This is a genomic window from Fredinandcohnia onubensis (genome assembly GCF_002734285.1).
Classification (GTDB): domain Bacteria; phylum Bacillota; class Bacilli; order Bacillales; family Bacillaceae_L; genus Ferdinandcohnia; species Ferdinandcohnia onubensis_A.
This window is the reverse complement of sequence record NZ_NSEA01000013.1, coordinates 1-14,045: the sequence shown is the minus strand read 5'-3', so window position 1 is coordinate 14,045 and position 14,045 is coordinate 1. Positions and strand designations below refer to the sequence as shown.

At 39.9% G+C, this 14,045-nt stretch carries 13 protein-coding genes; 9 read left to right on the top strand and 4 right to left on the bottom strand.

Annotated elements, in window-relative coordinates; all coding sequences use genetic code 11:
- Positions 1-51 precede the first annotated feature (51 nt).
- The 5 genes from CKJ95_RS13340 (at position 52) to CKJ95_RS13320 (ending at position 7,232) form a co-directional block, all read left to right on the top strand.
- Positions 52-1,749 carry a glycoside hydrolase family 13 protein gene (locus CKJ95_RS13340; protein WP_099353931.1) on the top strand — a complete coding sequence of 566 codons (1,698 nt, stop codon included), beginning with the start codon at positions 52-54 and terminating at the stop codon, positions 1,747-1,749.
- A 672-nt stretch (positions 1,750-2,421) separates the two neighbouring features.
- Positions 2,422-4,650, top strand: coding sequence for a formate C-acetyltransferase (pflB, locus tag CKJ95_RS13335; protein WP_180271515.1), 2,229 nt, complete (start codon positions 2,422-2,424; stop codon positions 4,648-4,650).
- 29 nt (positions 4,651-4,679) lie between these two features.
- Positions 4,680-5,405, top strand: a complete 726-nt coding sequence (gene pflA / locus CKJ95_RS13330) for a pyruvate formate-lyase-activating protein (RefSeq protein ID WP_099353929.1) — start codon at positions 4,680-4,682, stop codon at positions 5,403-5,405.
- A gap of 251 nt (positions 5,406-5,656) precedes the next feature.
- Positions 5,657-6,181, top strand: a complete 525-nt coding sequence (locus tag CKJ95_RS13325) for an RNA polymerase sigma factor (protein ID WP_099354079.1) — start codon at positions 5,657-5,659, stop codon at positions 6,179-6,181.
- Positions 6,165-7,232 (top strand): hypothetical protein, encoded by a 1,068-nt coding sequence (locus tag CKJ95_RS13320; RefSeq protein ID WP_099353928.1) that lies wholly within the window; start codon positions 6,165-6,167, stop codon positions 7,230-7,232. The genes CKJ95_RS13325 and CKJ95_RS13320 overlap by 17 nt, the downstream gene beginning before the upstream one ends.
- 48 nt (positions 7,233-7,280) lie before the next feature.
- On the opposite strand, the gene CKJ95_RS13315 is transcribed toward CKJ95_RS13320, so the two are convergent.
- From CKJ95_RS13315 to CKJ95_RS13305, 3 genes are all read right to left on the bottom strand, one after another.
- Positions 7,281-7,757, bottom strand: a complete 477-nt coding sequence (locus CKJ95_RS13315) for a hypothetical protein (RefSeq protein WP_099353927.1) — start codon at positions 7,755-7,757, stop codon at positions 7,281-7,283.
- A 32-nt stretch (positions 7,758-7,789) separates the two neighbouring features.
- Positions 7,790-7,984, bottom strand: coding sequence for a YwbE family protein (locus CKJ95_RS13310; protein ID WP_099354078.1), 195 nt, complete (start codon positions 7,982-7,984; stop codon positions 7,790-7,792).
- A gap of 206 nt (positions 7,985-8,190) precedes the next feature.
- A complete protein-coding gene (locus CKJ95_RS13305) occupies positions 8,191-9,174 on the bottom strand; it encodes a polysaccharide deacetylase family protein (RefSeq protein ID WP_099353926.1) in 984 nt (327 codons plus the stop codon).
- A 278-nt stretch (positions 9,175-9,452) separates the two neighbouring features.
- On the opposite strand from CKJ95_RS13305, the gene CKJ95_RS13300 reads away from it, so the two are divergent.
- The 3 genes from CKJ95_RS13300 to CKJ95_RS13290 all read left to right on the top strand — a co-directional run bounded on the left by CKJ95_RS13300 (position 9,453) and on the right by CKJ95_RS13290 (position 12,049).
- Positions 9,453-10,310, top strand: a complete 858-nt coding sequence (locus CKJ95_RS13300; protein ID WP_099353925.1) for a carbon-nitrogen hydrolase family protein — start codon at positions 9,453-9,455, stop codon at positions 10,308-10,310.
- A 19-nt stretch (positions 10,311-10,329) separates the two neighbouring features.
- On the top strand, positions 10,330-11,001 hold the full coding sequence (locus tag CKJ95_RS13295; protein ID WP_099353924.1) for a GNAT family acetyltransferase: 672 nt from the start codon (positions 10,330-10,332) through the stop codon (positions 10,999-11,001).
- Positions 11,002-11,221: 220 nt separating this feature from the next.
- Positions 11,222-12,049, top strand: a complete 828-nt coding sequence (locus CKJ95_RS13290) for a cytochrome c oxidase assembly protein (RefSeq protein ID WP_099353923.1) — start codon at positions 11,222-11,224, stop codon at positions 12,047-12,049.
- A 17-nt stretch (positions 12,050-12,066) separates the two neighbouring features.
- Here the strand turns inward: CKJ95_RS13290 and CKJ95_RS13285 are convergent, their stop codons facing one another.
- Positions 12,067-13,113 carry an ATP synthase beta subunit C-terminal domain-containing protein gene (locus CKJ95_RS13285; protein WP_099353922.1) on the bottom strand — a complete coding sequence of 349 codons (1,047 nt, stop codon included), beginning with the start codon at positions 13,111-13,113 and terminating at the stop codon, positions 12,067-12,069.
- 177 nt (positions 13,114-13,290) lie between these two features.
- Between CKJ95_RS13285 and CKJ95_RS13280 the strand changes: the two genes are divergently transcribed.
- Positions 13,291-13,878, top strand: coding sequence for a DNA-3-methyladenine glycosylase (locus CKJ95_RS13280; RefSeq protein ID WP_099353921.1), 588 nt, complete (start codon positions 13,291-13,293; stop codon positions 13,876-13,878).
- Positions 13,879-14,045: the final 167 nt, after the last annotated feature.

The window sequence follows — 14,045 nt, the reverse complement described above, 5'->3', positions numbered from 1 at the left end:
AGCAGATGAGCTTCTATTTCAAAAAAAGTGGGCTTAAAGGGGAGTAATAAAATGGAACGGAAATGGTGGAAGGAATCAGTCGTTTATCAGGTTTATCCACGAAGCTTTAAAGATAGTAATGGGGACGGTATCGGTGATTTACAGGGGATGATTTCAAAATTAGATTATTTGAAAGAACTGGGGATTGATGTAATTTGGTTATCTCCGGTCTATAAATCACCAAATGATGATAATGGCTATGACATTAGCGACTATCAGGATATTATGGACGAGTTCGGAAATATGGCAGATTGGGAACAACTGATCACTGAAATGCACAATCGCGGTATGAAGCTAGTTATGGACCTTGTGGTTAACCATACTTCTGATGAACACCCATGGTTTGTGGAAGCACGAAGCTCCAAGGACAACCCATATCGCGATTATTATGTATGGAAAAACGGCAAAGACGGTCAGGAGCCAAATAACTGGGTATCCTTTTTTAGCGGGTCAGCTTGGGAGTATGATGAAAAATCAGATGAGTACTTCTTGCACTTATTTTCAAGAAAACAACCAGATTTGAATTGGGAAAATCCGAAAATGCGTCAAGATATCTATAAAATGATGACTTGGTGGCTTGAAAAAGGTGTTGATGGATTCCGAATGGATGTCATCAACCTCCTTTCAAAAACAGAGGGATTACCCGATGCAAAAGTAACGACAAATAGCCGCTACCAATGGGGTGGCGAACACTTTGCAAACGGTCCGAAAATCATGGACTATCTAACTGAAATGAGACAAGAGGTTTTTGAAAAATATGATATTATGACCGTTGGTGAAACACAGTTTGTTTCAACTGACGACGCGATTCGTTATACAAATGAGGAAACGGGCGTAATGAGCATGCTGTTCCAATTTGAGCACATGGGAATCGATAAGTCAAAAACGGGTGGAAACTTAGGGAAATGGAAGATCAATCGTGACTGGAAGCTAACAGAATTAAAGCAAATCATGTCAAGATGGCAAAAAGACTTAGAAGGTAAGGGATGGAATTCTCTATATCTTGAAAACCATGACCAGCCAAGATCTGTTTCACGCTTTGGAGATACAAAGGAATATCACAAAGAAAGTGCGAAAATGCTTGCGACTTGGCTCCATATGATGCAAGGGACTCCATTTGTCTACCAAGGCCAGGAATTAGGAATGACAAACGTATCCTTCGACTCAATTGATGACTATAAAGATATTGAAATCCAAAATTTTTATAAGGATCAAATAGATCAAGATAACTTTACGAAAGAAGAAATCATGGATGCAATTCACTTCCGTGGGCGTGATAATGCAAGAACCCCAATGCAATGGGATGATTCTGAAAATGCAGGCTTCACAACAGGCACTCCGTGGATAAAAGTAAATCCAAATTTTAAAGACATCAATGTTCAGACAGAAATTGCAGATCCAGATTCCATTTATCATTATTATAAGAAACTCATTGGTCTTCGTAAAAACAATCCAATTATGGTGTACGGTTCATACGATTTAATTTTAGAGGAAAATGAACAAATTTACGCATATACACGTACATTAGGAAATGAAACATTACTTGTGATTACAAACTTTACAAAAGAAACACCAATATTTACCCTGCCAAAAACAATTCAATACAAATCCAAAGAACTCCTAATCAGCAACTACCCAAGAGAATCTGAGGATGAAATCGAAACAATCGAACTAAAACCATATGAAGCAATCGTATACAAACTAACATAAAAAACGAGTCACTCCGGTGGCTCTTTTTTTTATGAAGAAAGTGTCCCTCATCCCGTCTGGGTCCCTCCGTCCCTTTTACCGGTGCTCCAGCGGCATTGGAGTGTCATCACAATCCAGATATTAGGAGGATGATGTTACTCCAGCTGAATTGGAGTAACAACACAATCCAGGTATTAGGAGTTTGGTGGTACTCCAGACGCATTGGAGTACCATCACAATCCAGTTATTAGGAGGATGGTGTTATTCCAGACGCATTGGAGTAACATCGCAATCCAGATATTAGGAGGATGGTGATACTCCAGAAGCATTGGAGTACCATCACAATCCAGATATTAGGAGTTTGATGGTATTCCAGCGGCATTGGAGTGTCATCACTAACCAGATAATAGGAGTCTAGTGATACTCCAGCAACTTGGAGTGTCACCACCTACCTAATCATACGAGATTAATGGCACACAAGCTGGTTAGTTTCGCTCCGACCAAATAATTTTGACCAAATTTTGATGAAAATATGGCTAAAATGGTAACTCTGTTAATTTGTGAAATATTTCACATGACACAAGACTAATCCCGTTGTATGATTGACTTGTAAGAAAGTTTGTTCAGTACTGAGCAAACTAAGTCTTAATCACAAACATATATTTAACAACCTTTTAATGGAGGTCATTGATGATGAAAGCATGGGCTGGTTTTAAAGAAGGAAAATGGCAAAAGGACATTGATGTACGTGACTTCATAATAGAGAATTTTACACCATATAGCGGTGACGATGAATTTTTAGTGGGACCGACGGAAGCAACAAATACGCTGTGGAAGCAGGTAATGGAGCTAACAAAACAGGAGCGAGAAAATGGTGGAGTGCTTGATATGGATACGAAAATTGTATCTACGATTACTTCACATGGCCCTGGTTACTTAGATCAGGAAAAAGAGAAAGTGGTTGGTTTCCAAACAGATAAACCGTTTAAGCGTTCACTTCAACCATTTGGTGGAATTAGAATGGCGGTTGATTCTGCAAAATCCTATGGGTTTGAAATAGACCAGGAGATTGTAAAGATTTTTACTGACTATCGAAAAACACATAACCAAGGTGTATTTGATGCTTATACACCAGAAATGAAACTTGCGAGAAAAGCGGGTATCATTACAGGACTACCTGATGCATATGGTCGTGGAAGGATCATTGGGGATTACCGCAGAGTGGCCCTTTATGGTGTAGACCGACTCATCGAAGACAAGCAGAAAGACCTTCTTGAAACCGGAAATGGAACCATGACTGATGACATCATTCGTGACAGAGAAGAGCTTTCTGAACAAATTCGTGCACTACAGGAATTAAAGGAGCTAACTGTCTCCTATGGCTATGACATTTCAAAACCAGCTACAAATGCAAGAGAAGCATTTCAATGGCTATACTTCGCATATTTAGCAGCGATAAAAGAACAAAATGGGGCTGCAATGAGTTTAGGACGTGTGTCCACATTCCTAGATATCTATATTGAAAGGGATTTAGAAACCGGCCTATTAACTGAGCAAGAAGCACAGGAAATTGTTGACCATTTTGTTATGAAACTACGACTTGTTAAGTTTTCAAGAACACCGGATTACAATGAGCTATTCAGCGGTGATCCCACTTGGGTAACAGAATCTCTTGCAGGTGTTGCACTTGATGGACGTCCACTGGTTACAAAAAACTCATACCGTTTCTTGCATACTCTAGACAATCTTGGACCAGCACCTGAACCAAACCTAACTGTACTTTGGTCAGTGAAGTTACCTGAAAACTATAAGAAATACTGTGCAAAAATGTCTATCAAAACAAGCTCCATTCAATATGAAAATGACGACATTATGCGTGAAACGTATGGGGACGACTATGGCATCGCGTGCTGTGTATCGGCGATGACAATCGGAAAGCAAATGCAATTCTTCGGAGCAAGAGCGAACCTAGCGAAAGCTTTAATCTATGCAATCAATGGTGGTATTGATGAAAAGCTGAAGATCCAAGTTGGTCCGACATACTCACCGATTACTTCAGAGTATCTGGATTATGAGGAAGTTCTTGAAAAATATGATTTAATGCTCGAATGGCTTGCAGGACTTTATGTGAACACATTAAATATCATTCACTACATGCATGATAAATACAGCTATGAGCGATTAGAAATGGCACTGCATGACCGTGAGATTTTACGCACGATGGCATGCGGAATAGCCGGTCTATCTGTGGTCGCCGATTCACTCAGTGCAATCAAACATGCTAAGGTGAAAACGATTCGTGATGAAAATGGAATTGTTGTAGATTACGAGATTAAAGGAGACTTCCCGAAATACGGAAACAATGATGATCGTGTCGATGACATCGCAGTTGAGCTTGTGAAGCGTTTTATGAATAAGATTAAAAAGCATAAAACATACCGTGACTCTGTTCACACACAATCCATTTTAACGATCACATCTAATGTCGTGTATGGGAAAAAGACAGGCAACACCCCTGATGGCCGTAAAGCTGGGGAACCATTTGCACCTGGTGCAAACCCACTCCATGGTCGTGACACAAAGGGTACACTTGCTTCATTGAGCTCTGTTGCGAAGCTTCCATATGAATATGCTTTAGATGGAATCTCAAATACGTTCTCAATCGTACCGAAGGCTTTAGGAAGAGAGGAAGAAGCGAGAATTAGTAACCTAGCAGGTTTACTTGATGGATACGTGATGAAAAAAGGCCACCATTTAAATGTGAACGTCTTTGACAGAGAAACATTAATGGATGCAATGGAACATCCTGAGTTATATCCACAATTAACCATTCGTGTATCAGGATATGCCGTGAACTTTATCAAACTAACAAGAGAACAACAAATTGATGTTATAAACCGAACATTCCACGAAACCATGTAAGGATGTTAGAAAAGAGGAGGACGTTAAGCATGAACGGACGCATTCATTCCATTGAAACCTGTGGGACGGTAGACGGACCAGGACTACGTTATGTTATTTTCACTCAGGGGTGTTTGCTCCGTTGCCAGTTCTGTCATAACCCAGATACTTGGAAATTAAATATGGGGAAGGAAATGAGTGTTACAGAGATCATCGATGATATCAAAACCTATCTTCCCTTTTTCCAAGCGTCGGGCGGTGGTGTTACCGTAAGTGGCGGTGAGCCTTTGCTTCAACTTGATTTTCTAATCGAGTTGTTTAAAGAATGCAAGAAGCTTGGGATTCACACCACGATTGATAGTTCTGGTGGATGCTTTACACGTGCTCCTCATTTTATAGAGAAATTAGAGGAGTTACTTCCACTAACTGACTTAATTTTACTAGACATCAAGGAAATCGACCCATTGAAGCATAAGGAATTGACGGGCCTAAGTAATGAACATATTCTAGACTTTGCTCAATATCTATCAGATAAGGATGTTCCAGTTTGGGTTCGACACGTACTTGTTCCAACGATAAGCGACAATGATGAGGATCTTACGAAGCTATCAGAGTTTATAAAAACACTAACAAATGTGAAAAAAATTGAAGTCCTCCCATACCACAAGCTTGGTATCTACAAATGGGAAAGCCTAGGTCTGGAATACAAACTCAAAGGAGTCGAACCCCCAACCGAACAACGCGTCAAAAACGCAGAAAGAATCCTAGGTTCTTAAATCGTTGGGTCACAGGGACAGGTCCCGCGTCCCACCATATTTTTACAGTTGTCTTAACCCAGAAGCAGCAAAAGGAAGCATAACATCTTCCTCTTGCTGCTTTTTTTGTTGGGAAAGTGAACCGATTCCCAAAAGCAGGAGATGTGGTACTGATAACGAATTGTAGTTGAGGATAAATTTTTTTAATAAAGTTGAAACAAATTCGGAGTTGAAACGACTTATTACTGATTGGGGGCGAGGCATTGGAGAATATGTCGTTCGATATAGAAACTATTTATGATACGTATTACCGGGATGTTTATCATTTTGCACTCTTTTATACGAATAACCGTCAGGAAGCAGAAGATATCACACAAGAAACTTTTATTAAAATCATGAAAAACATAGGAAGTCTACAAAATACAGAAAGATTGAAAACATGGATTTTCTCGATCACAAAGCATACGGCAATTGACCTGAAACGAAAACAAAAGTTTATTCAACTCTTACCAGACTGGATTTATGAAAAAGAATCGGAAGAGGCTACACCTGAAAAGAAAGCCATCCAAAAGAAGGAATGGGAAGAACTACAAGAAGCTCTTATAAAATTAAAGCCCGCCTATCGGTCGATTATCATTTTGCGAGGACTAAAAGAGATGTCTGTTAAAGAAACCGCTGAAATCATGGGATGCAGTGAAAGGAAAGTACGCGTCGATTACCACAGAGCGATTCAACAAATGAAAAAGCATATTCGAGTAGATGAGGAAGGGTGGGGACTCAATGAACAATCGAAATGATGAGAAATGGTTACAGCCTTTAAAAAAACGTCCTGACCTTGATCCCAATCCCATTTTTGCAAAACAGCTTAAAGAATCACTAAAGGAAAAACAGATAATAAAAAGAAGAAATTTTTCAGGGCTAAAAATGTGGATCCCTCTAACAGCGGCAGTTATGCTGTTCTCTATCATATCTATGTCCTATGTGACGAATAATCAAGAACAAGGGCAGCAGCCAGTCGAAACCGAAACCAAGGAAACTACCAGTGTAGTGAATCCGGACTTTGATGCACTGTTAGCTGAGAATCCTGCGTATCAACAAATGTATGAATCAGTCTTAAAGGTAACCACAATAGAAAAAGCTAGTAAGCTAGTTGTTAATTTTTTTGAGGCACTTCATGTTGAAGATAGGGAATTCCTTAAGGAAAATGTATTCTTTGTTGCGAATTCGGAAAAGGAAGTTGACGTGTTACTTGATTTTTACAAGGGGATTGATGTAAATTCCATAGCTGTTAACTCGTTTAACGAAAGTCAGGGAGAACCTAGTGTAGAAATTGTCTTTTCATACAAACAAAATAATGAGGAAAAACTCCATCATATTCATGTCAATTACTGGGACGAAGCAACAGTGGAAATTTATGCTCCTCTTGATGAGTATGTACCAGAGGTAAAAAATGATCTCGATCTTAACGAGGACGAAAGAGTGGCTTATGAGGAATTCAAGCTTGATCATGACCCTGAGCCAATAAGAACGCTAGAGCCAATCAGTGTTGCGAAATTATATCTCCAAGCAAATGCGGACGGTGATCAAGAAACTTCATATGCCCTGTACACAACAAGAGAAGAGTTTGTGATGTGGTCTAAAGAGGAAGATAAGAAGTACTGGGAAGAGGAAACAAGGGACCCCGAAAGCTACAAGAAACCATTTTATGGTTTAGGTTCAGGAACGTTTCATCAAACGAACGAGTATCAAGGATATATTTCCTTTCGTAATCAAAATGGAGACATGGGCTTCCAAATGGTAAAAGACGAAAACGGCGTTTGGAAAGTAGCCTTCATGCCCATTCAATAGTGAAATTTAAAAAATCCAACCTCATTTAATTGGGAGGTTGGATTTTGATTATTGAAGTCTAAAGCCCTCTTCATATAAATAGTCTTCCGCTTCATCATAGGAGCCAAAGGCTTCTTCTAGGTTTAGGCCGGAATATACATTCCACCATTCATCTTCGAATACAAGTAGCAGTGTTTGTCCCTCATCATTAACCCAACGTTCTTCTTGTCCTTCACCAATGATGGCATTTTCTCTCCCTAAAGGGGAATTCGCGGAGAGGGATTGGATCGATTCCTTCACGATTCGTCGCAAATCAGCTTCGGAGAAATCCCGTATATTAATAAATCCCTTAGCATCTACATCGTAGTTTTGAAGGTTTCCGGCGTATACAAAACCATTACCATTTGGGTGTAGATGCTGTACAACAATCTTCTTTTCAAAGATGCTGTCGTTATAGTGAAAGTTTACTCTTCCTAACGATACATTTTTTCGTTCCAATTCCGGGAATGATTCGATGACCTTAAGTTTTTCCTCGAAAGATAGCATATGTATGTCCTCATTTCTGATGTTAAAATAATTTATTGAATGATTTCCTTCACTCGCCCAACTTGTCCATCCTCTAATCGAACCTTAATCCCATGAGGATGAAAACTAGACTTCGTTAAAATATCTTTCACAATTCCTTTTGTTAGTATACCAGTTCGCTGGTCCTTCTTTAACACAATTTGAACCTCAATTCCCGGAACTATATCAGCACGATTCTGTCCATTCATCACAAAAACCCTTCCATCAATTATTTTGTCTATCTAGTTTACCCTACATTCCCGTTTGGGACAAAGGGACAGGTCCCGCGTCCCACCATTTTTTTCCTGGGACACGGGACCTGTCCCCCTGACCCACGAGCAACCCAGGCCTAAGTCCACCCATGACCGAACCCGACCTCCTTTACCAGAAAAAAAGATGACCTGGTGGGCCATCTTTAATATAGCTGTATCGGGTGCATCGTTGATTCTAATGCTTTGAACTCGTAGCCTTGCTCTTTTAGATAGTCTAGTAGTTTTGGTAAATGTTCGAGTGTTTCGGGTCTTTCGTGCAGTAGAATGACAATTGGCTGATTCACACGATTCAATTTAGTTAGCTGTTCAATTACACTATCCACATACCGGTTATCTCGGAATTGCCAATCACGGCTATCAATATTCCAGTCCCACATCTTGTAGCCAGCAGCATCTACTGCGTCCTTATAAGCATCTGTCATATGTGGCGCACTGCCAAATGGAGTTCGAATGAGGTCTGTTTCAATTCCTGTCAATTCGAAAAGCGTCTGTTGGGTTTGGTCCATTTCGCCAACAACGGATTTCGAAGATTGATAGAATTTATTTTTATCATGTGTGACACCATGAAGACCGACACTGTGTCCTTTACTCGCCATTTCCTTGACCGCATCAGGATAATTTTTCATGTTGTTGTCTAACATAAAAAAAGTTGCTTTCGCATCATATTGGTCGAGTAAAGCAAGGATATCCTTTGAAACCTTATGAGGACCATCGTCAAAAGTGAGATAAACAGCTCTTGAAGGTGGGGCAGGTGTTTCCTTTGGTGCGTCCTGTTTTTGATCTTCTTCCTGTTCCTCATCTATTTCGGGAGTGGTTGGTTGCACTAAATCTGGAGCTGTTTCTTTTGTTGGTTCAGTTGTAGGTGCGGATTCTTCTTCAGCGGGTTTTTCCTCTTCAATATTCCCTTTTGGTTGGTCATCAACTCTAAAATCATCATCTATTGGTTCATTTTTTTCAGTAGGTTCGGCGGGTGCAACAACCTCAACTACCGGTTCAGATGCATCTGCTTCTAGAAAAAATTTAGTTTTAAGTAGAAAGAAAGAATACAAGAGTAACAACACAATAAAGCCAAACAACGCAATAATCTTGACAATGTTGCCCTTTTTCATTTTTCTCGCATTCGACATTAAGCATACCTTCTTTGCTGTGATATTCTTCAATATATAAGACGCTTATATTGCAGAAATGTTTCGCTTTTATTACGACATTTTTACAAAACTTGTACAGACAAGCCTTATAGTAACATAAGGAAAGGCTTTGAGGAAGAAGAAATTATGGAAAAAAAAGGTTTTTGAGAATTGAATGCTCATAGTCTAATATAATATTGGACAATTTACTTGTTTCAACGATAAAAATAGTTAATAATCCACTTATAACATACTTTTAATGAAGGGGGATTCTCGATTTGAAAATGAGGGTTTCAGCCGTTCAATATCATCTTCACACAATCAGTTCCTTTGATGAATTTGCGGCTCAATGTGAGCATTATATAAAAACCGCAATGGAATTTGACGCAGAATTTATTCTGTTTCCAGAATTCTTCACTACACAGCTTTTATCAATCGGTAGGGAGGACGGTTCAAGTCTGACTATTGATGATCTGCCTAGCTTTACTGAAAGCTACCGTGAGCTTTTTTCAAACCTTGCAAAACAATACAATGTCCACATTATTGGTGGAACACATGTCATCCGAAAGGGAGACCACCTCAACAATGTGGCTCATTTATTCTATCCAGATGGTCGAGTGGGGGAGCAGGCTAAGCTGCATATTACCCCAACGGAAGTGAATGAATGGAATATGACGCCCGGAGACGATTTCCAAGTGTTCGATACAGAAAAAGGACGCATTGCGATGTTAACTTGCTATGATATCGAGTTCCCTGAAATTGTACGAATGGCAAAGGCAAAGGGCGCCGATGTGATTTTTTGCCCATCTTGTACAGATGACCGCCACGGATTCCACCGTGTACGTTATACAAGCCATGCAAGAGCTGTGGAAAACCAAGTCTATGTTGTTGGAACAGGCACGGTTGGTACTCTGCCAACGGTTGATTTTATGCGTGCAAACTTTGGTCAGGCAGCGGTTATTACACCAAATGATATTCCATTCCCACCAAAAGGAATTTTAGTGGAAGGCGAAGTAAACAACGACATGATCGTGACGGCAGACCTCGATTTGGATCTTCTCTATGAAGTGCGTGAACGCGGCTCGGTTACAACATGGCGTGACCGAAGAACGGACCTATATCCTGATTGGAAATAATCGAAAGAGAGTGAATGAGATGGATTATAAAAGAATAACAAGCATCAACGACCCGTTATTTTTTAAAATGCATGAATTAATGAAAAGTGTGTTTCCTAAAGAGGAAGTTCTAGATTTTGAACTTTGGAAGGAGCCGCTTGAGGACCCAAGTATTCGTGTCTTCGTTGCGGTACATGACGATGAGGTCGTAGGGACAACGGAATATCGTTATTATCCAGACTGGAATATTGCGATGACTGATTTTACGATCATCGGTCAACCAGGATTGAGTATCGGTCGCTTTCTAGCACAAAACCGCAGTAAGGATTTACAGGAGTTAGCTGCTGCAAACGGGAAAGAGTTATTCGGGATGTTTGCTGAAATCTACGATCCGTATCAAGTTGCGCACTATGAATTTGGAACAGTTAAGCCAATGGATCCATTCGTGCGCCGTGAGGTTCTATCTCATCTTGGCTATAAGCGTATAGAGCTCGACTATGTTCATCCATCTTGGAACAATGACGGGGAAGCAGTGAAAGGATTAGATCTATGCTTCATGCCTAGTGATGACCAAGTATCTGAATTACCTAGCCAATTGGTTGTTGATTTCTTAACAACGTATTATACCGTTCTTCCAAACAAACCAGCAGAATGGCTTGAAATGGTGAACAGCTTAACGGAAAAAGAGAAGGTAAATTTACTTCCGTTATAAAAATAGAATCCATATTTAAATCTTAATGGTTTAAATATGGATTTTTTTTGTCTGAAAAATGTCTGAAAAACGACATGTGATATAAATCATATTCCAGCAGGGACATAAGGATTTACAATGAAAGTAGAAGAGTATGTTTAGAAGAGTTTTGGCGTGGAGAAGTCAAAAGCGCAGGATTGTGACCTTCTGAGCAACCAATATCCGTAAAGCTGGTGATATTGTGATTAGTCAAATTTTAGATGGTTTTAGTTTTCACTCCCAATGGAATGGGGGTATCATCTTTTTTACCTTGATTTTAATAGTCTTATATATGTTCCTTTTACCAACACCAAAAGATCATCCGAAGTATAAATCAATAGCGTTTGCCGGAAGTATGGTACTGATTTTATTAGCTGTGGGAAGTCCAATGAACCTATTAGGACGCATGCTGTTTCGTGCTCACATCATTCAGATTGTTGTTGTCCTTCTTATTGCGGCACCGTTGATTGTAATTGGGTTAAAGACAAATCTGCTTGAAAAAATGCTCCAAAAAAATGGTGTGAAAAAGGTATATCGTGTCTTAACTCATCCCGTGTTTACAATTATTCTCTTCCACGGTTTGTTAATTGAATATCACGTGCCTGTAATGTTTGACTGGATCCGTACAGGATACTTTACAAACTATTTCTTTTTAATTGGCTTGATATTAGCGGCCGTCTTGCTGTGGTGGCCAATCATTGGACCAATCAAAGAGCATGACCAGATGACTTTTAAGAAAAGGCTAGTTTATATAGTGGTTAACATTGTATTGTTTTTACCAGTGACCCTGTTTTTATGGCTCGCAGATGATGCATTGTATTCTGTATATAGTGACACAAGTCAAATGTTGGCCGCACTGGCATTATGTATGCCTCTCGGTGAAGAGATTCCGCCAGATTTATTAGAAACACTACTCCCATATCCACCAGTTGGAGAACAAAAAAATGGAGCCATCATCTTATTTATCACACAAGCACTCATCTTCGGCTTGAGTGCAACATGGTTGTTTATGAAAAAAGGCAGGAAGTGAATTCCTGCCTTTGCTGTTTAATTTAGTTTTCCGATGTAGGCTAATTCTGAGACATCATTTGAGTCGGTAGAGCCATCAAGAATTTTGCGGATATCGAGTAAAGTATCCTGTAAACTAATCGATTCACCTTTTTTACCAGTAAAGGCTTCTGCTACATAAAATGGTTGAGTTAAATATGCTTCAAGACGTTCACCGCGTTTGTAGGTTTGAACCTCAGTTTCTGGTAGCTTTTCAAGCCCATGCACTGTAACGAGTGAACGAAGCTCGCGGTATCTTCGTAATAGTTTTTTGGCACGCTGTTGAATTGTGAAATGTGTTTGGTCTAGGTGTGCCCCTTCAAGAACAGAAGAGGTTGAGTATACTGGATTAATGGCAGGATATTGATGTCTTGCAGTGAGGTCAGCGTCAAATTGCCATAATGTTTCAAGTGGTCCAAATGGGACATCCTCATCTACAACTTCACCTTTTAAGTCCACAAGAACCGTAGTGACAGAGTCAATTCCAATTGAATGTAATTTTTCTTGCAGGGTTTGGATTTCCCCCGTAATCACATGTGATCGGTCTGCTGCAAAAACAATTTCCTTCGTTATCCCAATCTTTGCGATTTCATCGTAGGCTTCTTTAATTGTTTTGACTTGGATTTGAACTTCATCTAAAACATCATTAACCCCTAGATGATCTCCATCCGGTAAAAGTAATACTGTCGTGAAATCATTGTTACGTAAGCGATGGAATAATTCTGCTAGAACTACAAGTTGCCCCATTCCTGGGCGAGCGACAAGACCAACTGTACCTCCTTTTGCTAACGGAGCAAAGACATCAAGCGTTTTAATCCCAGTTTCAATCATTTCCATTTTCTCCCCTCGAATTAATAATTCATCCAAACTACATTCAGCTAAATCAGCAAGCGCCACAAGTGTGCGTACCTCTGCTCGACCTACAGGGATTTTTCCAGTACACAGATTAGAGACAGTGGCCGGACGTAATCCTACTGAACGAGCAGCAGTCGTTAAATTGGGTACTCTTCTACGAAGTAAAGAAACATTGAGTCGAATATCTTCCAAAATTTTCACCTCCTGTTACTTTTTAGAGTAATCTAAATTTCGTTTCGATGCAATAGTTATTTTCGTTGTAGCGTAATTTTTTTTACGGTGGCTATTTATTCTACAACCTATACAAGAATACATCCATCAACCCAATCCCATACTAAACCTAAAAACTGAAACGAATAAGGAGCTGCCATGACGGAAATCCTGCCTGAATCATTTTTTCATCAACCTACATTAGAACTTGCCAAAGCTCTCCTCGGATGTAAGCTAATAAAAGAAACCGAACAAGGCGTGGCATCAGGTTACATCGTAGAAACTGAAGCCTACAAAGGCCCACTTGATCGTGCGGCGCATTCTTTTAACAATCGAAGGACGAAGCGAACAGAGGTGATATTCGGCAACCCTGGTTATGTCTATACATATCAGATGCACACTCATTGTCTCGTGAATGTAGTTAGTAACGAAATTGATATCCCAGAAGCGATTCTAATCAGAGCGGTTGAGCCTGACCAAGGAATTAGCCTTATGTATGAACGCCGCGGCCAAATGCCCGCCAAAAATCTAACAAACGGCCCAGGAAAACTAACGAAAGCATTAGGGATAACAATGGAGGACTATGGACGCCCATTTTTTGAACCACCCATTTACATCACAAAAGGCTATATACCTGAAGACATTTCAATCGGACCACGAATTGGAATTGAAAATACAGGAGAGGCAAAGGATTATCCGTGGCGATTTTGGATCACCGACAATCCGTTTGTTTCCCGCAAAAGATAAGGGTTTGCTCGTACCTGAGCAGACCCTTTTTTTCATAAAAACTTACGTCTTCTAAGCCTCAGGTCCTAGTGAAAAATATAACTGGGGCTCATTATAGCAAATTGAAAATCAGGATAAGATTGAATCATGAAAGGAGGAAGTAAGTCTGAAAAACTTCGTTTGACCAC